16 protein-coding genes are annotated in these 20,333 nt (G+C 60.2%); 11 read left to right on the top strand and 5 right to left on the bottom strand.

Annotated features, from left to right (window positions below; translation table 11 throughout):
* Entirely contained in the window at positions 1-1,692 is a 1,692-nt protein-coding gene (gene fadD1 / locus NJC38_RS09075; protein WP_253113543.1) for a long-chain-fatty-acid--CoA ligase FadD1, read from the bottom strand.
* Positions 1,693-2,123: 431 nt separating this feature from the next.
* Here fadD1 and NJC38_RS09070 point away from each other — a divergent pair, with 431 nt between their 5' ends.
* Together NJC38_RS09070 and NJC38_RS09065 are read left to right on the top strand one after the other, a co-directional pair.
* A complete protein-coding gene (locus NJC38_RS09070) occupies positions 2,124-3,068 on the top strand; it encodes an alpha/beta hydrolase (RefSeq protein WP_253113541.1) in 945 nt (314 codons plus the stop codon).
* A gap of 33 nt (positions 3,069-3,101) precedes the next feature.
* The gene (locus tag NJC38_RS09065; protein WP_045488532.1) at positions 3,102-3,572 is read left to right on the top strand and encodes a MaoC family dehydratase; all 471 of its coding nucleotides are present in this window, start codon (positions 3,102-3,104) and stop codon (positions 3,570-3,572) included.
* A 732-nt stretch (positions 3,573-4,304) separates the two neighbouring features.
* Here NJC38_RS09065 and NJC38_RS09060 read toward each other — a convergent pair.
* Both NJC38_RS09060 and NJC38_RS09055 read right to left on the bottom strand, forming a co-directional pair.
* The gene (locus NJC38_RS09060) at positions 4,305-4,460 is read right to left on the bottom strand and encodes a hypothetical protein (protein WP_173426688.1); all 156 of its coding nucleotides are present in this window, start codon (positions 4,458-4,460) and stop codon (positions 4,305-4,307) included.
* A gap of 71 nt (positions 4,461-4,531) precedes the next feature.
* Entirely contained in the window at positions 4,532-4,891 is a 360-nt protein-coding gene (locus NJC38_RS09055) for a hypothetical protein (protein WP_045488530.1), read from the bottom strand.
* Between the two features lie 219 nt (positions 4,892-5,110).
* On the opposite strand from NJC38_RS09055, the gene rapA reads away from it, so the two are divergent.
* Positions 5,111-8,011, top strand: coding sequence for an RNA polymerase-associated protein RapA (gene rapA / locus NJC38_RS09050; RefSeq protein ID WP_253113538.1), 2,901 nt, complete (start codon positions 5,111-5,113; stop codon positions 8,009-8,011).
* 33 nt (positions 8,012-8,044) lie between these two features.
* Here the strand turns inward: rapA and NJC38_RS09045 are convergent, their stop codons facing one another.
* Positions 8,045-9,382 (bottom strand): MFS transporter, encoded by a 1,338-nt coding sequence (locus NJC38_RS09045; protein WP_253113537.1) that lies wholly within the window; start codon positions 9,380-9,382, stop codon positions 8,045-8,047.
* Between the two features lie 245 nt (positions 9,383-9,627).
* Here NJC38_RS09045 and NJC38_RS09040 point away from each other — a divergent pair, with 245 nt between their 5' ends.
* Positions 9,628-11,943: a bifunctional diguanylate cyclase/phosphodiesterase gene (locus tag NJC38_RS09040; protein WP_253113534.1), complete on the top strand. Its 2,316-nt coding sequence runs from the start codon at positions 9,628-9,630 to the stop codon at positions 11,941-11,943.
* 105 nt (positions 11,944-12,048) lie between these two features.
* Here the strand turns inward: NJC38_RS09040 and NJC38_RS09035 are convergent, their stop codons facing one another.
* Complete coding sequence (locus NJC38_RS09035) at positions 12,049-12,354, bottom strand: DUF2288 family protein (RefSeq protein ID WP_045494410.1); 306 nt, start codon at positions 12,352-12,354, stop codon at positions 12,049-12,051.
* 359 nt (positions 12,355-12,713) lie between these two features.
* On the opposite strand from NJC38_RS09035, the gene NJC38_RS09030 reads away from it, so the two are divergent.
* The 7 genes from NJC38_RS09030 to NJC38_RS09000 all read left to right on the top strand — a co-directional run bounded on the left by NJC38_RS09030 (position 12,714) and on the right by NJC38_RS09000 (position 20,306).
* Positions 12,714-13,841 carry a branched-chain amino acid ABC transporter substrate-binding protein gene (locus tag NJC38_RS09030; RefSeq protein ID WP_253113531.1) on the top strand — a complete coding sequence of 376 codons (1,128 nt, stop codon included), beginning with the start codon at positions 12,714-12,716 and terminating at the stop codon, positions 13,839-13,841.
* A 212-nt stretch (positions 13,842-14,053) separates the two neighbouring features.
* Positions 14,054-14,983 (top strand): high-affinity branched-chain amino acid ABC transporter permease LivH, encoded by a 930-nt coding sequence (livH, locus tag NJC38_RS09025; RefSeq protein WP_253113514.1) that lies wholly within the window; start codon positions 14,054-14,056, stop codon positions 14,981-14,983.
* Positions 14,980-16,248, top strand: a complete 1,269-nt coding sequence (locus tag NJC38_RS09020) for a high-affinity branched-chain amino acid ABC transporter permease LivM (RefSeq protein WP_045488518.1) — start codon at positions 14,980-14,982, stop codon at positions 16,246-16,248. Before livH ends, NJC38_RS09020 begins: the two co-directional genes overlap by 4 nt.
* Positions 16,245-17,012, top strand: a complete 768-nt coding sequence (livG, locus tag NJC38_RS09015; protein WP_045488516.1) for a high-affinity branched-chain amino acid ABC transporter ATP-binding protein LivG — start codon at positions 16,245-16,247, stop codon at positions 17,010-17,012. Before NJC38_RS09020 ends, livG begins: the two co-directional genes overlap by 4 nt.
* Positions 17,013-17,714, top strand: coding sequence for an ABC transporter ATP-binding protein (locus NJC38_RS09010; protein WP_045488514.1), 702 nt, complete (start codon positions 17,013-17,015; stop codon positions 17,712-17,714).
* A 202-nt stretch (positions 17,715-17,916) separates the two neighbouring features.
* Positions 17,917-18,600: a hypothetical protein gene (locus NJC38_RS09005; protein WP_253113511.1), complete on the top strand. Its 684-nt coding sequence runs from the start codon at positions 17,917-17,919 to the stop codon at positions 18,598-18,600.
* Positions 18,601-18,692: 92 nt separating this feature from the next.
* A complete protein-coding gene (locus tag NJC38_RS09000; RefSeq protein WP_253113508.1) occupies positions 18,693-20,306 on the top strand; it encodes an NAD(P)/FAD-dependent oxidoreductase in 1,614 nt (537 codons plus the stop codon).
* Positions 20,307-20,333 lie beyond the last annotated feature (27 nt).

The raw sequence follows: 20,333 nt of genomic DNA, 5'->3' as shown, positions 1-20,333 counted from the left end.
TTACTTCTTGACGCCGAGTTTCTTGAGTTCTTCGTCACGCAGCTCACGGCGCAGGATCTTGCCGACGTTGGTAGTCGGCAATGCGTCGCGGAACTCAACCGCACGCGGCACCTTGTAACCGGTCAGGTTGGCCCGCATGTGCTCCATGACCTGATCCTTGGTCAGGGTCATGCCCGGCTTGACCACCACGAAGACCTTGATCGACTCGCCTGATTTCTCGTCCGGGATACCGATGGCCGCACACTGCAATACGCCCGGCAGGGTTGCCAGCACGTCTTCCAGTTCATTGGGGTACACGTTGAAACCGGAGATCAGGATCATGTCTTTCTTGCGGTCAACGATGCGCAGGTAGCCGTCCGGCTGGATCACCGCGATATCGCCGGTTTTCAACCAGCCCTCGGCGTCGAGAATCTCCTCGGTGGCTTCCTGGCGCTGCCAGTAGCCCTTCATCACCTGCGGACCTTTGACGCACAGCTCACCGACCTCGCCAAACGGCAGCTCGTTGCCTGCATCGTCGATCACCTTGCACAGGGTCGACGGCACCGGGATGCCGATGGTGCCCATCTGGATGTTCTGGATCGGGTTGACGGTAGCCACCGGGCTGGTTTCAGTCATGCCGTAGCCTTCACAGATCGGGCAATGGGTAACCTCTTTCCAGCGTTCGGCAACCGCCTGCTGCAAGGCCATGCCCCCCGACAACGTGACCTTGAGGGCGGAGAAGTCCAGGTTGCGGAAGTCCTGGTTATTGCACAGGGCCACAAACAGGGTATTGAGGCCGACGAAGCCGCTGAACTTCCATTTCGACAGTTCCTTGACCATTGCCGGCAAGTCGCGCGGGTTGGTGATCAGGACGTTGTGATTACCGCAGCGCATCATTGCCATGCAATGAAAGGTAAACGCATAGATGTGATACAGCGGCAACGGAGTGATAAGAACCTCGCAGCCTTCATTGAGGTTCGAGCCCATCAGCTCGCGGCATTGCAGCATGTTGGCGATCAGGTTGAGGTGGGTCAGCATCGCCCCCTTGGCCACCCCGGTGGTACCACCGGTGTATTGCAGAACCGCCACGTCATCGCTGGCCGGCGACGCTTCATTGACCGACCGGCCCCGCCCCTTGGCCAGAACGTCGTTGAAGCGCACGGCCTGCGGCAGGTTGTAGGCCGGGACCATCTTCTTTACGTACTTGATGACGCTGTTGATCAACAGACGCTTGAGCGGCGGCAACAAGTCTGCCACCTCCGTGATGATCACATGACGCACCTGGGTCTTGGGCAGTACCTTTTCAGCCAGATGCGCCATGTTGGCCAGGCACAGCAAGGCTTTGACTCCGGAGTCGTTGAACTGGTGTTCCATCTCCCGCGCGGTGTACAGCGGGTTGGTATTGACCACGATCAGCCCGGCACGCATGGCCCCGAATACGGCTACCGGGTATTGCAGGACATTGGGCAATTGCACGGCGATGCGATCGCCAGGCTTGAGGTCGGTATGCTGCTGGATCCAGGCGGCAAAGGCGCCGGACAATTCGTAGAGGTCGCCGTAAGTGAGGGTCTTGCCCAGGTTACTGAAAGCAGGTTTGTCGGCGAAACGCTGGCAGGACTGCTTCAGCACGCTCTGGACATTCGGATACTCGTCGGGGTTGATCTCGGCTGCCACACCGGCCGGGTATTTATCCTTCCAGAAGGTTTCGATCATGCAGGCCTGCTCCTAGCGATAGCGAATTCCACATCGCGCGCTGCGATGCCGAGTGAACGTAATTAGAGTTATGCGATTCACGTTTTAGCGTCAAAAAACGGCCCGAGATTAGCAGCTTTGCCAAATAGCGCCTAGAGGCAAAGATGGCACTTGCGGTCACAAATGCGACTGAAATGTAAAATTTAGTCACATCTTTGATTTTTGCTCCAGCCCGCGAATTCTGTCTCGATCAATCCAGGCCCGCCTTCACTTTCGCTGCCGAAAACGCCGACATCTCAGTCCCACATTATTGACGGAAATTTCATACACAACACGTTGAGAAATAATCTCCCGTCAGCATCCACGCCTTACACCATTAGCCCACGCAATCTGACCGTAACCGAGCCCTCGGTATACACTCATTCCTATCTCGCACTGTGCAGGTAAGTGCCATGCAGCAACACTCCTTCTGGCTCGATGCCACCGATCATACCCGCCTGTACGTGTATGCCTGGTTACCCGACGGCGAACCTCGGGCGGTGCTGATGCTTGCTCATGGCATGGCAGAACATGCAGGCCGCTATGCCCGGCTCGGCGCCGCGCTGAGCGAGGCCGGCATCGCCCTGTATGCCCATGACCAGCGCGGCCATGGCAAGACCGCTGCGCAAGGCACGCTGGGCCACTTCGCCCAACAGCAAGGCTGGAGCAAGGTGGTTGGCGATCTGGCGACGCTGGCGCAGACCATCGATGAACGTCATCCGCAATTGCCGCTGTTCTTGCTGGGCCACAGCATGGGCAGCTACATCGCCCAGGCCTGGCTGATGCATCATGGCGCCAGCTTGCAGGGGGCGATCCTCAGTGGCTCGAACTACCAGCCTGCGGCCCTGTACCGGGCGGCCCGGCTGATCGCTCGGCTGGAGCGTTTGCGCCAAGGCAAGCAGGGGCGCAGTGCATTGATCGACCGGCTGTCCTTCGGCACCTTCAATAAACGCTTCAAGCCGGCACGCACCCGTTTCGACTGGCTGAGCCGCGACCCGCTGGAGGTCGACAATTACCTGCGCGACCCGCTTTGCGGTTTCCATTGCACCAACCAGTTATGGATGGACCTGCTCGGTGGCCTGCAAAAAATCAGCAAGCCCACCGCGCTGGCGCAGATTGATCCTGGCCTGCCACTGCTGATTATTGGCGGCGGATGTGATCCGGTCAGCGATGGCAAGCGTCTGAAACATCTCACTCATGCGCTGTCTGAGGTGGGCCACAGTGCATTAAGGCTTAAACTGTACCCCGACGCTCGGCATGAGCTGTTCAATGAAACAAACCGTGATGAGGTGACGCGTGACCTGCTCGAATGGTTGAACTTCGCCCTCGAACAACCGCGCCCGCACCGGGCTGAATGAATCGCCCGTTTTTTCAATTATCAGGAAAACCGCATGACTCAAGTCACCAATACGCCCTACGAGGCCCTCGAAGTCGGCCAGACTGCCAGCTACAGCAAAACCGTCGAAGAACGCGATATTCAACTGTTCGCTGCCATGTCTGGCGACCATAACCCGGTGCACCTGGATGCCGAGTATGCGGCCAAGACCATGTTCAAGGAGCGTATTGCCCACGGTATGTTCAGTGGCGCGCTGATCAGCGCGGCGGTGGCGTGTGAGCTGCCTGGGCCGGGCACTATCTACATTGGCCAGACCATGAGTTTTCAGAAGCCGGTCAAGCTGGGCGACACCCTGACTGTACGCCTGGAAATCCTCGAAAAGCTGCCTAAATTCCGTGTGCGTATCGCCACGCGCGTGTTCAACCAGAATGATGAGCTGGTGGTCGATGGCGAAGCGGAGATTCTGGCACCGCGCAAGCAGCAGAGTGTTGAGTTGACAGTGTTGCCTGAGATTACTTTTGGTTGAGTTTTTTGTAGCGTCTTTAGCCGCGAATTGGCCTTTCGTCTTGCGCAAGGATCATTGCCGCGGTTGACTGGACTGTGGGTTTCGCCCCGACGGGCGACCCTATTTTGTGCTTGGCAAAATAGGGGAAAACCGCTTGCTCCTGGCTTGGGTCCGCCCTGCGGGCAGACTTCCCTCCGTCCGGCGCCGATTCGGGGGCCGGCGCGATGGGCGTCCTGCCCAGCGCACCTGAAACTGGCTTCCCTGCCAGTTTCTCCCCCGAATCGACGCCTACCCTCGGCCTGCACCCAAGTCGCGATTCGCGTCGTCTGTGCCATCTCGGTTCGAAGAGCAGAAGCTAAATAGCGGCAGCGGCTTGGACCACAAATCCTGCGCGCAAAAAAATGGGCGACCGAAGTCGCCCAAAATGCCTTGCGTGCTCGTTGTGAAAAGCTGCAACTCTCAGTGCTGCGAGTCTTTCCAGAGGAAGAGGCCCATGCTGATGAAGAACAGGGTCAGCATGCTGGCGCTGACGTAGGCCACGGTTACGACGGTCTGTGGGTTGTCCAGAAAAAACATGGTGGCTTGCTCCGGTTGCTGCTGTTCGATGGGGTTAGATTAATCCCCGGCGTACGGGCAGGCATTGACCTGGATCAGTGATCCGGCCAGTGCGCACAATGATGGAGAGTTTTTTCGGGCTGACGGCAGCCAGCCTGCGTGCAGCAGCGCCTCCGATTGCCGGGGGCGTTTGATACTTCAGCGTTTTTTGGGCTTTTTCTTTGGCTTTTTGCTGGTCAGCGGCATGGCGTGCTCGAAGGCTTTACGCATGTCGTCCAGGCGTTTGTCGTTGATGTCGTGGATGCGCTTGGCGCGCTCGGCACCTAAATCGATCAGCTTGCTTTCATCGCTCATGGCGCTGGGTTCTCGAACGGGCGGGCTCAACCGCGATGATGCGCAATAACCGGTAGCCGGACAAGCCCGGATCAGACCTCGACATCCACCCAAAGACCCTGACGCGGTTCGTTGTCGATCAGTGGCACCACCGGCACTGTATTGTCGGCGTTGAGCGAATCACCCGGAACGGCCAGTTGCCCGGCTTCTATTTGCTCGGCTTCTTCTTCGAACTCTATCGGGGGCTCACCGCGTTGCTGGCGCTGCTGGCGCTCTTGCTCTTCACGCAGGCGCAACGCTGCACGCTCGGCATCTTCGTGGCGCAGATCAATGGTGCTCTCGCTGGAGCTCGGTTGCACCGGCGCGACAGGGGGAACCTCTGGCAGACGCTTGGCAGGGTCCATTTGCGAGGTCACAGGCACCACACTTAATGGCAGCATTGGTTGCAACATGATTGTGCCCTCCTCTACTTAGGCTGTCGGCGGCCTTTTCGTCGTCTTTAATGCTTTGGTTCGAAGCTTTTCGACTATGTTTTCTGCAATAAGTGCCGGCAGGCAGCAAGACACCCGTAAATACGGGGCCAAAGGCGTCGTTTTTTCTTCACCGTCTTTGGTCATGAGGGTTCGCTTGCGTTACCATAGCCGGCTTTTTTCATCGCGGAGACACGCAGCATGGCGCAGCAGTATCAACCGGGGCAACGCTGGATCAGCGACAGCGAAGCCGAGCTGGGATTAGGCACCGTTCTGGCACAGGATGGCCGCTTATTGACCGTGCTCTACCCGGCCACTGGCGAGACCCGCCAGTATGCTCTGCGTAACGCTCCATTGACCCGCGTGCGGTTCTCGCCGGGCGATGTCATCACCCATTTCGAAAACTGGAAGATGACGGTCCGCGAAGTCGACGATGTCGACGGCCTGCTGGTCTATCACGGCTTCAACAGCCAAAACGAGCTGGTGACGCTGCCAGAGACGCAGCTGTCGAATTTCATCCAGTTCCGGCTGGCCACCGACCGGCTGTTCGCCGGGCAGATCGACCCGCTGGCTTGGTTCTCGCTGCGCTACAACACGCTGGAACATACCAGCCGCCAGTTGCAGTCCTCGTTGTGGGGCCTGGGCGGGGTGCGCGCCCAACCGATCGCCCACCAGTTGCACATTGCCCGCGAGGTCGCTGACCGTATCGCACCACGGGTTCTGCTGGCTGACGAAGTGGGTCTGGGCAAGACCATCGAAGCCGGCCTGGTGATCCACCGCCAGTTGCTCTCCGGCCGCGCCAGCCGGGTGCTGATCCTGGTACCTGAAAACCTCCAGCACCAGTGGCTGGTGGAAATGCGTCGCCGCTTCAACCTGCAGGTTGCGCTGTTTGACAGCGAACGCTTCATCGAAAGCGATGCCGGCAATCCGTTCGAAGACACCCAATTGGCGCTGGTTGCCCTGGAGTGGCTGGTCGAAGACGAAAAAGCCCAGGACGCGCTGTTTGCCGCTGGCTGGGACCTGATGGTGGTCGACGAAGCCCACCACCTGGTCTGGCATGAAGACAAGGCCAGCCGCGAATACTCGCTGGTCGAGCAACTGGCTGAAGTCATCCCCGGTGTGCTGCTGCTGACCGCAACCCCGGAGCAACTGGGCCAGGACAGCCACTTCGCCCGCCTGCGCCTGCTCGACCCGCATCGTTTCCACGACCTGGCTGCCTTCCGCACCGAGAGCGAACACTATCGCCCGGTGGCCGAGGCGGTTCAGCAACTGCTGGATCAGGGCAAACTGTCCGCCCCTGCAACCCAGACCATCCAGGGCTTGCTCGGTGCCGAAGGCGAAACCCTGATCAGCGCTGTCAACAAGGGCGATGAAGAAGCCAAGGCACGCCTGGTGCGCGAACTGCTGGACCGCCATGGCACCGGCCGGGTGCTGTTCCGTAACACCCGTGCCGCTGTACAAGGTTTTCCTCAGCGTCAATTGCACCCCTACCCGCTGCCCAACCCGGTGGAGTACATGGAGCTGCCGCTGGGCGAACATGCCGAGCTGTATCCGGAAGTCAGCTTCCAGACCCAGGCCGAAGACGGCGACGAGAACCGCTGGTGGCGCTTCGACCCGCGTGTCGAGTGGCTGATCGACACCCTGAAGATGCTCAAACGCACCAAAGTGCTGGTGATCTGCGCCCACGCCGAGACCGCCATGGACCTGGAAGACGCCTTGCGCGTGCGTTCAGGCATCCCGGCCACGGTGTTCCATGAGGGCATGAACATCCTGGAACGTGACCGTGCTGCGGCTTACTTCGCCGATGAAGAGTTCGGCGCCCAGGTGCTGATCTGTTCGGAAATCGGCAGTGAGGGTCGCAACTTCCAGTTCGCTCACCACCTGGTGCTGTTCGACCTGCCCTCGCACCCGGACCTGCTGGAGCAGCGCATCGGCCGTCTGGACCGGATCGGCCAGAAGCACACCATCGAACTGCACGTGCCCTATCTGGAAACCAGCCCGCAGGCGCGGCTGTTCCAGTGGTATCACGAAGCACTCAATGCCTTCCTCAATACCTGCCCGACCGGCAACGCCTTGCAGCACCAGTTCGGCCCACGCCTGCTGGCGCAACTCGAAGGCGGCGACGATGATCAATGGCAAGCCCTGATCGACGAGGCGCGTACCGAGCGTGAGCGCCTCGAAGGCGAGCTGCATAGCGGCCGTGACCGTCTGCTGGAACTCAACTCCGGCGGTGCCGGCGAAGGTGAGGCGCTGGTCGAGGCGATCCTGGAGCAAGACGATCAGTTCACCCTGCCTATTTATATGGAAACCCTGTTCAATGCCTTTGGCATCGACAGCGAGGACCATTCAGAGAACGCCCTGATCCTCAGGCCCAGCGAGAAGATGCTCGATGCCAGCTTCCCGCTTGGCGACGACGAAGGCGTGACCATCACCTATGACCGCAATCAGGCGCTGAGCCGCGAAGACATGCAGTTCATCACCTGGGAACACCCCATGGTGCAGGGCGGCATGGACCTTGTGCTGTCCGGTTCAATGGGCAACACCGCAGTGGCCCTGATCAAGAACAAGGCGCTCAAGCCCGGCACTGTGCTGCTGGAACTGATCTACGTCAGCGAAGTGGTCGCCCCGCGCGCCCTGCAACTGGGCCGCTACCTGCCACCGGCCGCCTTGCGCTGCCTGCTGGACGGCAACGGCAACGACCTGTCGGGCCGGGTGTCGTTCAACACCCTCAACGATCAGCTCGAAAGCGTACCCAAGGCCAGTGCCAACAAGTTCATCCAGGCCCAGCGCGATGTGCTGACGCCGAAGATCAACTCCGGCGAAGCCAAGGTCGCACCGCGTCACGCCGAGCGGGTCGCCGAGGCACAACGCCGTCTGGCTGCCGACACCGATGAAGAGCTGGCGCGCCTGACCGCCCTGCGCGCAGTCAACCCGACCGTGCGCGAGAGCGAGCTGCAAGCCTTGCGCGATTTACGCGAGAAAGGCCTGGCGATGCTGGATAAAGCCGCGCTGCGCCTGGAGTCGATTCGGGTGCTGGTATGTGGGTCGCGGGTTGATCGCCGCTCCATGCTTCGCGGCTCGAGCCGCTCCTACGCTCTGTAGGAGCGGCTCGAGCCGCGAACACCAACAACAGCTCTATAACCCCGCCTGCATCCGCACTTTCATCGCTTCGGCATCCCGGCCAAAGCTGCCAGTGGCCAACAGCAGAAAGATCAGGGTCGTCAGCAACGCAACCGGGATCAGGTACATGGCCCCGTGCAGCCCTACAGCCTTGAACACTTCGGTCATTTCGCCCGCACCTGCGGCGAGCATTGCCTGCTGGGCAAAATGATCGGACAGCAGCCCCACCACCACCGGCCCCAGGCCGCCACCCAGCAAATACAATCCGGCAAAGAACACCGCCATGGCCGTTGCGCGCAAGCGCGGCTCGACCACGTCCTGAATCGCCGGGTAGACACAGGTATAGAAGTTATAGGCAAACAGCCAGCCCAGGCTGAACATCGCCACGAACAGGCTGATCGCCACCAGCCCGGCATGCAAGGCATAGGCAGTGGCCAGCGTTGCCACCAGCATGCTGAATGCGGCGAACAACAACCGACCGTTGAGCGAGCGTTCATGTAATTTGTCGGCCACTACGCCGCCCAGGGTCAGGCCGATCAAGCCGGTCACACCGACGATCACACCGGTCGCGACCGCTGCTTCCTGCAAGGACACCTGAAAGTAGCGCTGCAGCATCGGCACCATGAACGAGTTGCACGCATAAGTCGCGAAGTTATAGGCCAACCCGGCCAGCACCAGCCAACGGAAGGTGGCGATGCTCAACAGCCGCCGGATAGGCCGCTCGATCGGTGCTTCGCTGACCACCACGCTTTCGGCGGCACCACGTCGCGGTTCGCGAATGAAGAACATGAACAGCGCCAGGATCAAGCCCGGCACTGCCGCGATGAAGAACGGTGCGCGCCAACTGTCAAAAGCCTTGACCATCGAGCCGATGGTGAAGAATGCCAACAGCAGCCCCAGCGGCAGGCCAAGCATGAAGATGCCCATGGCCCGCGCCCGGCGCTGAGCCGGGAACAGATCGCCAATCAGCGAGTTGGCGGCCGGCGCATAACTGGCCTCACCAATCCCCACCCCCATGCGCACCAACACAAAGCTCCAGAAATGACTGACCATGCCGTTCACGGCCGTCAACCCGCTCCATACCGCCAGCCCCACCCCCATGATGGTCTTGCGCGACCCGGTATCGGCCAGACGCCCCAGTGGCAAGCCGGCAATCGCGTAGACCAGGGTAAAAGCGGTGCCCATCAGGCCCACCTGAAAATCGCTGAGCGACCACTCCTTGCGGATCGGCTCGGCCACGATGGCCGGGATGGCCCGGTCAAAAAAGTTGAACAGGTTGGCCAGGAACAACAGAAACAATATCCGCCAGGCGTTATCGGCCTGATTGGCAACATCCGACAGAGGCTTGTTCATCCGGGCATCCTTGCGAAGGGAATCGAGTGGTACACAGACTAGTCACGATCCGGCGAGGCACTCGGACATAGTCTGTAAACATTCATTACTGAAACCGGCCATTTGAGGCGAATGGCGGCAGACAACTTGCTTGGCAAAATAAATTTCGACGGAACTGGCAGCTTTTTTTCTGCTTCTATAATGGTATCGACGCGCCATTGCCCCCGCTGCATGGCGACCCCGGCAGTGAACACACAGGGCTCGCTATGGAATGGCCGAGTTTGCATGTCTACGTTGGCGTACCTGATTCGGGTCAATTGCTGCTCAACTGCAGCCATAACATCTTTCTGGTCGCGCTGGCCTTTGGGGTCATCTGCGCCGCCTGCTACGCGACCCTGGAAATTGCCGAGCGGACCGTCAATGTCGAGACCCGCCGTCACCAGCGGGTCTGGCGCGCACTGGGCGCGTTGTGCCTGGCCGGCGGGGTGTGGGCCATGCATTTCATCAGCATGCTCGCGTTCGAAGCGCCGCTGCGGATTACTTTCGATCTGGGCATTACCCTGGCATCGCTGTCATTTGTAATGTTTGCCGGCTACGTAGCGATCCGCAGCCTGAGCCGACCCGGGCTGACGGCCCTGAACTGGCTGGCCAGTGCCGTCTTGATCGGCCTGGCAATCAGCGCCATGCACTACACCGGCATGGCGGCCATGCGCTCGGATGCCTCGCAGTATTACGAACCGAAGCTGTTCAGCCTGTCGATTCTGATCGCCATCATGGCCAGCGGCGCTTTGCTGGTTATACCGCGCCGTTTGCGCAAAGGCAGCGGCATGTTTCATCAGATGTACCGCTATGCTGCCAGCGTGCTGCTGGGTGCCGGCATCCTGGCGATGCACATGACCGGCATGCAAGCCTTGCAGCTGGTGCTGCCGCTGGACGCGCCACTGCAATTGCCCAGCACCGAGAACGGCCAGCAACTGGGCATGACGATTGCCGCCATTACTCTGCTGATCATTGCCGGCAGTATCAGCGCCGCTATGGCCGACAAGAAACTGCAGAGCAAGGAGCGTGACCTGGAGCGGGTCAACACCCTGCTCAGACAGCTTGACCAGGCGCGGGTCTCGCTGCAGCAAGTGGCGCATTACGATCCGTTGACCAACCTGGTCAACCGTCGTGGTTTCAACCAGCTGTTCACCGAACGGCTCATTGAGCACAGTGCAACCGGCGCTCTGCTGGCGGTGATGTTTCTCGATATCGACCACTTCAAACGCATCAATGACAGCCTTGGCCATGATGCCGGTGACGAATTGCTCAAGGTGATTGCCGAGCGGATCCGCAGCGCCACCCGAACCCAGGATGTGGTGGCGCGCTTTGGTGGTGACGAATTCTGCATTCTGATCAGCCTGCCGGAATACGACGAGGCCCGGCACCTGGCGAACCGGGTCATGCAAAAAATGAAAGAACCCATCGCCCTGGCTGGCAGACGCATGGTGATGACCACCAGTATTGGTATCGCAGTGTTTCCACGCGATGGTGAGACCAGCGACGAACTGCTCAAGAATGCCGACCTGGCCCTCTACCAGTCCAAAGGCAACGGTCGCAACCGGGCGCACTTTTTCAGCCCGGCACTCAAGACCCGGGCCAGCCTGGAACTGCATCTTGAAGAAGAACTGCGTAACGCACTGCGCGAAGAAACCGGCCTGCAGGTGTTCTATCAGCCGATCATCGACTTGCGTACCGGACATGTAGCCAAGCTCGAAGCGCTGGTGCGCTGGGAGCATCCGCAACACGGCTTGCTCAGCCCGGACCGGTTCATTGGTATCGCCGAAGCCAACGGCCTGATCTGGGAGCTGGACAACTGGGTGATGCGCCGCGCCTGCAAGGATCTGGGCGCGCTGCGCCTGGACGGTTTCGACAAGCTGATCATCGCGTTCAACTGCTCGGCCCTGAACCTGAGCCGCGATGAGCTTGCCGATGAAGTGGAGGACGCCCTGCGCCAGGCCAATGTCGTCCCAGGGCGTCTGGAACTGGAGGTGACCGAGAACGCCTTGATGGGTAACATCAGCAACACCATTTTGCTGCTCAAGCGCATTCGCAGCATGGGTGTATCCCTGTCGATCGACGATTTCGGCACTGGCTACTCTTCGCTGGCGTATCTCAAGCGCTTGCCGCTGGACACCCTGAAGATCGATCGCTCATTCATTCAGGACATTCCTCAATCACCCCAGGACATGGAAATCGTCCACGCAATCATTGTCATGGCTCACACCCTGCACCTGAAGGTCGTCACCGAAGGCGTGGAAACCCCCGCCCAACTGGACTTTCTCAGCCAGTACGCCAGCGATTACGTACAGGGTTATCTGTTCAGCAAACCCCAGCCGCTGGAGCGGCTGCTGCCGATGATCAAACAGATGAATGAACGCGATCCCGTCAGCCTGTGGCCGGCCTCGATGATGCTTCAGGCCCGCCAGCAAGACGCCGAAGCCCCCCGATCACTCGACCTGTTCAGCGAGCTGCCCGCCAGCCAGGACCATTACTCGCAAAACAGCCCGACCCGTACCAAACGCTCGCGCTGGTCGGATTGAAATACCGGACATGGATGCCGTTATAGCCTTTTGCTACCCTTCCAGCCTATGGATGAAGCAGCTCCCTGAATCGGCGCAAAACCATGCACCGTTATTGTGCGCAAATCACGCAAGCGCCCTTTCTTGGATCACAACCCAAGGTGCGACGACCACCGCCCACAGTTGCGGATCACGTTCGACAAAGTCCAGAGCCCTTGTTTCAGAGAGCTTGCTGACGCGCTCTTCGGCCATCCAGGCAGAGATTTTTGCGGCATCGTTTTCGGCCATGGCTTCGGCCACGGCGATCAGATCCAGATCGGGTGCGACCCACAACAGGGCACCCTTTGCAAAGAATGGTTGCAATTGCTGCCAGGGGATAACCGCCGTTTCACCGAGGAGTTTGGCATAGAGGGTGCTAGGGTCTTGGCTCATGGGTCTCACCGAAGGGAAAATCGGCGCAATCATAGCGCTGCCAACCCCGGAGAAAAACCCGCCGATACTGGTCCGGCCCCGCTTCGGGCGGCGCATTGCGCGATCTGAGGCAAACGATTGCATGAAGCAGGCGCCCTTAAGCGCCAAAAAAGCGGAATTACAGAGAAATTCTATAAGTTTCTGTCAATCAGGCGACATACATCGGTTCAGCCTCGAACAGTCAGCTTTTCAAGCGATCCAGCCGCGCTCTAAACTGTGCCGGTACAGTTGGCGTGGTGGTCTGGACCGGTATCGAGCAATTCGGTCCTGCAGCCTCGGCCGTCAGGATTATAAAAATTACAACGCAAGAGTGGAGCATCATGATCAAGGGTACCAAGAAGCTTTCCAAGCTGTTCGCAGCACTGGTAATGGCCGGTGTGGCCAGCCATTCGTTCGCAGCCGATACCATCAAGATCGGTATTGCGGGTCCCAAGACCGGCGCTGTCGCCCAGTACGGCGACATGCAGTTCAGTGGCGCCAAGATGGCGATTGAGCAGCTCAATGCCAAAGGCGGCGTTGATGGCAAGAAGCTCGAAGCGGTCGAATACGATGACGCCTGCGATCCCAAGCAAGCCGTTGCCGTGGCCAACAAAGTGGTCAACGACGGCGTGAAATACGTCATCGGTCACCTGTGCTCCAGCTCCGCCCAGCCAGCTTCGGATGTCTACGAAGACGAAGGCATCATCATGGTCACCCCGGCCGCCACCAGCCCTGAGCTGACCGCACGTGGCTACAAACTGGTGTTCCGCACCATCGGCCTGGACAGCGCCCAGGGCCCGGCCGCTGGCGAGTACATCGCCAAGCAGGTCAAGCCTCAGGTCGTTGCGGTCATCCACGACAAGCAGCAATACGGTGAAGGCATCGCCACCGCGGTCAAGCAGACCCTGGAAAAAGACGGCGTCAAGGTCGCCCTGTTCGAAGGCATCAACGCCGGCGACAAGGACTTCTCTTCGCTGATCGCCAAAATGAAACAGGCCAACGTCGACTTCGTCTACTACGGTGGCTACCACCCTGAGCTGGGTCTGATCCTGCGCCAGGCCAAGGAAAAAGGCCTGAAAGCCGGTTTCATGGGCCCAGAGGGCGTGGGTAACGCGTCGATCTCGCAGATCGCCCAGGACGCTTCCGAAGGTCTGCTGGTGACCCTGCCAGCTTCCTTTGACCAGGACCCGGCCAACAAGGCACTGGTCGATGCGTTCAAGGCCAAGAAAGAAGACCCGAGCGGTCCGTTCGTGTTCCCGTCCTACGCTGCCGTTCAGATCCTTGCCGAAGCGATCGGCAAGGCCAAGAGTGAAGACACCGACAAGGTAGCGGCCGTGCTGCGCGCCAACACCTTCAAGACCCCGACCGGCGACCTGTCGTTCGACGAAAAGGGCGACCTGAAGAACTTCAAGTTCGTGGTCTACACCTGGCACAAAGACGGCACCAAGACCGAAGCCCCTGTGAAGTAACTTCACACCTTCGATCAACACCAGAGCCCACTGCAACCGCAGTGGGCTTTGTTTTACGAGGTGCGTGGGCTCCACAAGACTCCATCGCCACCTGAACAACTCGAAGCCACACTGGCTCACTGGATTTGCGTCAACGCGGGAGCAATACCTTGACGCGCAACGGGGACACGATTGGCCAGTGAACCTCAGTGTAGGCCTTCAGGAGCGCTGTAATGCCCGAGATAGACATCTATCATTTCTTTCAACAGCTGGTTAATGGCCTGACCATTGGCAGCACCTACGCCTTGATCGCCATTGGCTACACCATGGTCTACGGCATCATCGGCATGATCAACTTCGCCCACGGCGAGGTGTACATGATCGGCTCCTACGTGGCCTTCATCGCCATCGCCGGGCTGACCATGATGGGCCTGGGCAGTCTGCCCTTGATCATTACGGCGGCCTTCGTGGCCAGTATCGTGGTGACCAGTGCCTATGGTTACAGCATCGAACGGGTCGCCTATCGACCGCTGCGTGGCAGTAACCGTCTGATCCCGCTGATTTCCGCGATCGGCATGTCGCTGTTCCTGCAGAACACGGTACTGCTGGCGCAAGACTCCAAGGACAAGTCGATTCCCAACCTGATTCCGGGCAACTTCGTGTTCGGCTCGGCCAGTACCCATGAAGTGGTCATTTCCTACATGCAGGTGCTGATCTTCGTCGTCACCGTGCTGACCATGCTGGGCCTGACCTGGTTCATCTCCCGCTCTCGCCTGGGCCGCGCCTGCCGTGCCTGCGCCGAAGACATCAAGATGGCCAACCTGCTGGGTATCAACACCAACAACATCATCGCTCTGACCTTCGTCATCGGTGCCGCCCTGGCCGCCGTTGCAGCAGTGCTGCTGAGCATGCAATACGGGGTGATCAACCCCAACGCGGGCTTTCTGGTCGGGATCAAAGCCTTCACTGCCGCAGTATTGGGTGGTATTGGCAGTATTCCGGGCGCAATGCTCGGCGGTCTGGTACTGGGTGTAGCCGAAGCCTTCGGCGCCGATATCTTTGGCGACCAGTACAAAGACGTTGTGGCGTTCAGCCTGCTGGTTCTGGTGCTGCTGTTCCGGCCGACCGGTCTGCTGGGCCGTCCGGAGGTTGAAAAAGTATGAGCAAACAACTCAAATCGGCGTTTTTCAGCGCCTTGCTGGTGCTGGCCGTGGCCTACCCGGTGCTGGGTCTGAAGCTGGAAATCGTCGGCGTCAATCTGGCGGTGCTCAATGCCAGCAGCACGACCATCGCGGTGATCCTTTGTGCAGCACTGGCAATGTTCCTGCGCGTACTGTTCAGCGAGCAGATCTCTGCCGCCTGGCGCTCCTCGCCAGGCCTGCCGGTGATGCCGGCCAAGGCCAGCAACTTCCTGACCCTGCCGAGCACCCAGCGCTGGATCATCCTGGCGATGGTCATGGTCGCTCTGGTCTGGCCGTTCTTCGGCTCACGCGGCGCGGTGGATATCGCCACCCTGATCCTGATCTACGTGATGCTGGGCCTTGGGCTGAACATCGTGGTCGGTCTGGCCGGCCTGCTCGACCTCGGCTACGTGGGCTTTTACGCCGTGGGCGCCTACAGCTACGCGCTGCTGTCGTTCTATTTCGGCCTGAGCTTCTGGGTCTGCCTGCCGATTGCCGGCATGATGGCGGCGCTGTTCGGCTTCCTGCTGGGCTTTCCGGTGCTGCGTCTACGCGGTGACTATCTGGCAATCGTGACCCTGGGTTTCGGTGAAATCATTCGTCTGCTGCTGCGTAACCTGACCGGTTTCACCGGCGGCCCGAACGGTATCAGCAACATCGAGAAACCGACCTTCTTCGGCCTGTCGTTCGAACGCAAGGCGGCTGAGGGGATGCAGACCTTCCACGAGTTCTTCGGCCTGCCCTACAACTCGATCAACAAGGTGATCTTCCTCTATCTGGTTGCCCTGATGCTCGCGCTGTTCGCTCTGTTCGTCATCAATCGCCTGCTGCGCATGCCGATCGGCCGCGCCTGGGAAGCGTTGCGTGAAGACGAGATCGCCTGCCGTGCACTGGGCCTGAACCCGACCGTGATCAAGCTTTCCGCCTTCACCCTGGGCGCTGCGTTCGCAGGTTTCGCCGGTAGCTTCTTTGCCGCCCGCCAGGGTCTGGTGACACCGGAATCGTTCACCTTCATCGAGTCGGCGATCATTCTTGCCATTGTGGTACTCGGTGGCATGGGCTCGCAGCTTGGCGTGATCCTGGCAGCAATCGTCATGATCCTGCTGCCGGAATTGATGCGCGAGTTCAGCGAATACCGGATGTTGATGTTCGGCGCCATGATGGTGCTGATGATGGTCTGGCGTCCTCAAGGCTTCCTGCCGATGCAGCGCCCCGAAATGAAATTGAAATCGGAGCCGAGCAAATGAGCCGCCCACTTCTGCAAGCTTCGGGTCTGTCCATGCGCTTCGGCGGCCTGCTGGCCGTCAATGGTGTGGCCCTGACCGTCAATGAAAAACAGGTGGTGTCGATCATCGGCCCCAACGGCGCCGGCAAGACCACGGTATTCAACTGCCTGACCGGTTTCTACAAGCCGACTTCCGGCAGCATCCTGCTCGACGGCGAGGCAATCCATGGCCTGGCCGGCCATCAGATTGCCCGCAAAGGCGTGGTGCGGACCTTCCAGAACGTGCGGTTGTTCAAAGACATGACCGCCGTGGAAAACCTGCTGGTCGCCCAGCACCGCCACCTGAATACCAACTTCCTGGCCGGCCTGTTCAAGACCCCGGCGTTTCGCCGCAGCGAAAGCGAAGCGATGGACTACGCCGAGCACTGGCTCGAAGCGGTCAACCTCAAGGAGTTCGCCAACCGTCCGGCCGGCACCCTGGCCTACGGTCAGCAGCGTCGCCTGGAAATCGCCCGCTGCATGATGACCCGTCCGCGCATCCTGATGCTCGACGAGCCGGCTGCGGGCCTCAACCCGCGGGAGACCGACGACCTCAAGGCGCTGATCGGTGTCTTGCGTAACGAGCACAACGCGACCGTGCTGCTGATCGAACACGACATGAAACTGGTCATGACCATCTCTGACCACATCTTCGTGATCAATCAGGGCACGCCGCTGGCTGACGGCACGCCACAGCAAATCCGTGACAATCCCGACGTGATCAAAGCCTACCTGGGGGAAGCGTAAATGCTGCAGTTCGAAAACGTTTCTACCTTCTACGGCAAGATCCAGGCGCTGCACAGCGTCAATGTCGAGGTGCGCAAGGGCGAGATCGTCACCCTGATCGGTGCCAACGGCGCCGGCAAATCCACTCTGTTGATGACCCTGTGCGGCTCGCCGCGCGCCCATAGCGGCAGCATCCGCTACCTGGGTGAAGAACTGGTGGGCCAGGAGTCCTCGGTGATCATGCGCAAGAGCATTGCGGTAGTGCCGGAAGGCCGCCGGGTGTTCGCCCGCCTGACCGTCGAAGAAAACCTGGCCATGGGCGGTTTCTTCACCGACAAGGGCGACTATCAGGAACAGATGGACAAAGTCCTGCACCTGTTCCCGCGCCTCAAGGAGCGCTTCAGCCAACGCGGCGGCACCATGTCCGGCGGCGAACAGCAGATGCTTGCCATTGGCCGCGCGCTGATGAGCAAACCCAAGCTGCTGCTGCTCGACGAGCCTTCGCTCGGCCTGGCACCGATCATCATCCAGCAGATCTTCGACATCATCGAGCAACTGCGCCGTGATGGCGTGACGGTGTTTCTGGTCGAGCAGAACGCCAACCAGGCCCTGAAAATCGCTGACCGCGCCTATGTGCTGGAAAATGGCCGGGTGGTGATGCAGGGCAGCGGTGAAGACCTGCTGGTCGACCCGAAAGTGCGTGAGGCTTATCTGGGCGGCTGACGTTCCATTCGCCAGCAGAGCCGCCTCCCACAGGCACCTGTCGTTCGCCAGATTCCGGCTCGACGCAGGCCTTGTAGGAGGCGCGCTCAAATAGTAGATACACCTGCGACTCGGTGGGAGGCTGCTCCGCAGGCGACGCTCTTCACTTGAGATCCATCCCCGCTGTGCGTAACGTGTCGGCATCTGTCTGTGAGGCCGTCGCATGTCCGCTTTCCGCTTTGCCCTTCTCTTCTCTATGCTGCCGCTGTTCGCGGGCTGCCAACTGCTCAATCTGCAATCCAGCGTCCCGGTCAAGGTTTCAACCGCCGGCATGACCCGTATGCAGGGCACCCTCACTGGCGATAACGGCAAGTTGCTGTTCCAGCCCTGCGGCGAGCCGCGCCGCTATGTGGTGCTGGACCGGGGCAATACCGCCATCCTGCAGGAAGCCGCCGGCCTGGCCGATGCCCAAGGCAAAGTGTTCGCTGATCTGCGCGGCCGCTTCAATGCCAGCAAGGCCGAAGGCGGCGACGGCCAGTTGGACCTGCATCAGTGGTACCGGGTTGAACGCACAGGCCAGGCCTGCGAAGACCCGAACTTCAAGCGCCTGACCCTGCATGCCGATGGCGAGAACCCGGTATGGAACGTGAATGTCAGCGGCAAGGGCATGATCATCGATGTCCAGGGCCAACCACCGGTCGCCCTGCCCTACCTGGAAGAACAACTGCCCGATGGCCGCTTCAACCTGAGCAGCGAAGCCAACGGCCAGCGCGTCGAGCTGTGGGTTGCCCCGCAACGCTGTGTCGACAGCAAGAGCGGCGCGCTGCGCCACCTGAGCGCAGAGTTGCGGATCAATGGCCAGGCCGTACGCGGCTGTGGCTATTACGGTGGTTCAAGAAATGACTGACGCATAACATCTAGGCATCGATGCCGCATATAATGCCCGGTTCTTGTAGTGCTGCCGGGCTGAACCTGCGGCCCGAAACCGGATGTGCCTCAATGTTACGAATCAACGAACTCAAGCTGCCCCTCGATCACCCTGATGAAGAGCTGCGTACCGCCCTGGTCCAGCGTCTGGGCATCACCGACAGCGACCTGCTGGATTTCACCGTGTTCAAGCGCAGCTACGATGCGCGCAAGAAATCCACCGAGCTGTTCTTCATCTACACCCTGGACTTCACGGTCCGCGACGAAGCAGCGCTGCTGGACAAACTGGCCAACGACCGGCAGATCGGTCCGGCGCCAGATGTCAGCTATAAGTTCGTCGGCCACGCCCCACAAGGTTTCGATCGCCGTCCGGTGGTCATCGGTTTCGGCCCGTGCGGTATCTTTGCCGGTCTGCTGCTGGCCCAGATGGGCTTCAAACCGATCGTGCTGGAGCGCGGCAAGGAAGTCCGCCAGCGCACCAAAGATACGTGGGGCCTGTGGCGCAAAAGCATCCTCAACACCGAGTCCAACGTGCAATTTGGCGAAGGCGGCGCCGGCACGTTCTCCGATGGCAAGCTGTACAGCCAGATCAAGGACCCGTTGTTTCATGGTCGCAAAGTGCTGCATGAGTTCGTCAAGGCCGGTGCGCCGGACGAAATTCTGTATGTCAGCAAACCGCACATCGGCACCTTCCGCCTGACCGGCATGGTCGAGAACATGCGCGCCGAAATCATCGCGCTGGGCGGCGAGGTGCGTTTCGAGCACAAGGTCACTGACCTGCTGATCGAAGACGGCCAGCTACAAGGTGTCGAACTGGCCAACGGCGAGCGCATCGACTCGCAACATGTGGTGCTGGCGCTGGGTCACAGCGCCCGTGACACCTTCCGCATGCTGCACGGGCGGGGCGTGTACATGGAAGCCAAACCGTTTTCGGTAGGTTTTCGGATCGAACACCCGCAGACCCTGATCGACCAGGCGCGGCTGGGCAAGTATGCCGGCCACCCGAAACTGGGTGCGGCCGACTACAAGCTGGTGTATCACGCCAGCAACAACCGTTCGGTCTACAGCTTCTGCATGTGCCCGGGCGGCACGGTGGTGGCAGCCACTTCCGAACCGAACCGCGTCGTGACCAACGGCATGAGCCAGTATTCGCGCAACGAGCGCAATGCCAACTCCGGCCTGGTGGTGGGCATCGACCCCGAGCGTGACTACCCCGGCGGACCACTGGCGGGTATCGAGTTCCAGGAGCGCCTGGAGTCGCTGGCCTATGAGCTGGGCGGCAGCAACTATGAAGCCCCGGCGCAACTGGTCGGTGATTTCATTGCCGGCAAGGCGTCCACCGCACTGGGCAGCGTCGAGCCGTCCTACAAGCCCGGCGTGAAACTGGTGGACCTGGCCCAGGCCCTGCCGGCCTTCGCCATCGATGCGATCCGCGAAGCACTGCCGGTGTTCGACCGGCAGATCAAGGGCTACGCCCTGCATGACGCCGTGCTCACCGGGCTTGAAACCCGCACCTCGGCGCCGGTGCGCATCACCCGTGGCAAAGACATGCAGAGCCTCAACGTCAAGGGGCTGTACCCGGCGGGTGAAGGCGCAGGCTATGCCGGCGGCATTCTGTCGGCAGGTGTGGACGGTATCCGCATTGCCGAAGCGGTAGCGCGAGATCTGCTGGGTCTCGCTGATTGATGACAGGCGGCTGGGCGGTTCTCCGCT

The sequence above is a fragment of the Pseudomonas sp. 21LCFQ010 genome, from assembly GCF_024129905.1.
GTDB lineage: Bacteria > Pseudomonadota > Gammaproteobacteria > Pseudomonadales > Pseudomonadaceae > Aquipseudomonas.
This window is presented reverse-complemented; position numbering and strand designations above follow the sequence as displayed.

Coding starts and splice junctions, on each gene's coding strand:
- fadD1 (WP_253113543.1), bottom strand. CDS start 1,692: ATGATCGAAACCTTCTGGAAGGATAAATACCCGGCCGGTGTGGCAGCC.
- NJC38_RS09070 (WP_253113541.1), top strand. CDS start 2,124: ATGCAGCAACACTCCTTCTGGCTCGATGCCACCGATCATACCCGCCTG.
- NJC38_RS09065 (WP_045488532.1), top strand. CDS start 3,102: ATGACTCAAGTCACCAATACGCCCTACGAGGCCCTCGAAGTCGGCCAG.
- NJC38_RS09060 (WP_173426688.1), bottom strand. CDS start 4,460: ATGAGCGATGAAAGCAAGCTGATCGATTTAGGTGCCGAGCGCGCCAAG.
- NJC38_RS09055 (WP_045488530.1), bottom strand. CDS start 4,891: ATGTTGCAACCAATGCTGCCATTAAGTGTGGTGCCTGTGACCTCGCAA.
- rapA (WP_253113538.1), top strand. CDS start 5,111: ATGGCGCAGCAGTATCAACCGGGGCAACGCTGGATCAGCGACAGCGAA.
- NJC38_RS09045 (WP_253113537.1), bottom strand. CDS start 9,382: ATGAACAAGCCTCTGTCGGATGTTGCCAATCAGGCCGATAACGCCTGG.
- NJC38_RS09040 (WP_253113534.1), top strand. CDS start 9,628: ATGGAATGGCCGAGTTTGCATGTCTACGTTGGCGTACCTGATTCGGGT.
- NJC38_RS09035 (WP_045494410.1), bottom strand. CDS start 12,354: ATGAGCCAAGACCCTAGCACCCTCTATGCCAAACTCCTCGGTGAAACG.
- NJC38_RS09030 (WP_253113531.1), top strand. CDS start 12,714: ATGATCAAGGGTACCAAGAAGCTTTCCAAGCTGTTCGCAGCACTGGTA.
- livH (WP_253113514.1), top strand. CDS start 14,054: ATGCCCGAGATAGACATCTATCATTTCTTTCAACAGCTGGTTAATGGC.
- NJC38_RS09020 (WP_045488518.1), top strand. CDS start 14,980: ATGAGCAAACAACTCAAATCGGCGTTTTTCAGCGCCTTGCTGGTGCTG.
- livG (WP_045488516.1), top strand. CDS start 16,245: ATGAGCCGCCCACTTCTGCAAGCTTCGGGTCTGTCCATGCGCTTCGGC.
- NJC38_RS09010 (WP_045488514.1), top strand. CDS start 17,013: ATGCTGCAGTTCGAAAACGTTTCTACCTTCTACGGCAAGATCCAGGCG.
- NJC38_RS09005 (WP_253113511.1), top strand. CDS start 17,917: ATGTCCGCTTTCCGCTTTGCCCTTCTCTTCTCTATGCTGCCGCTGTTC.
- NJC38_RS09000 (WP_253113508.1), top strand. CDS start 18,693: ATGTTACGAATCAACGAACTCAAGCTGCCCCTCGATCACCCTGATGAA.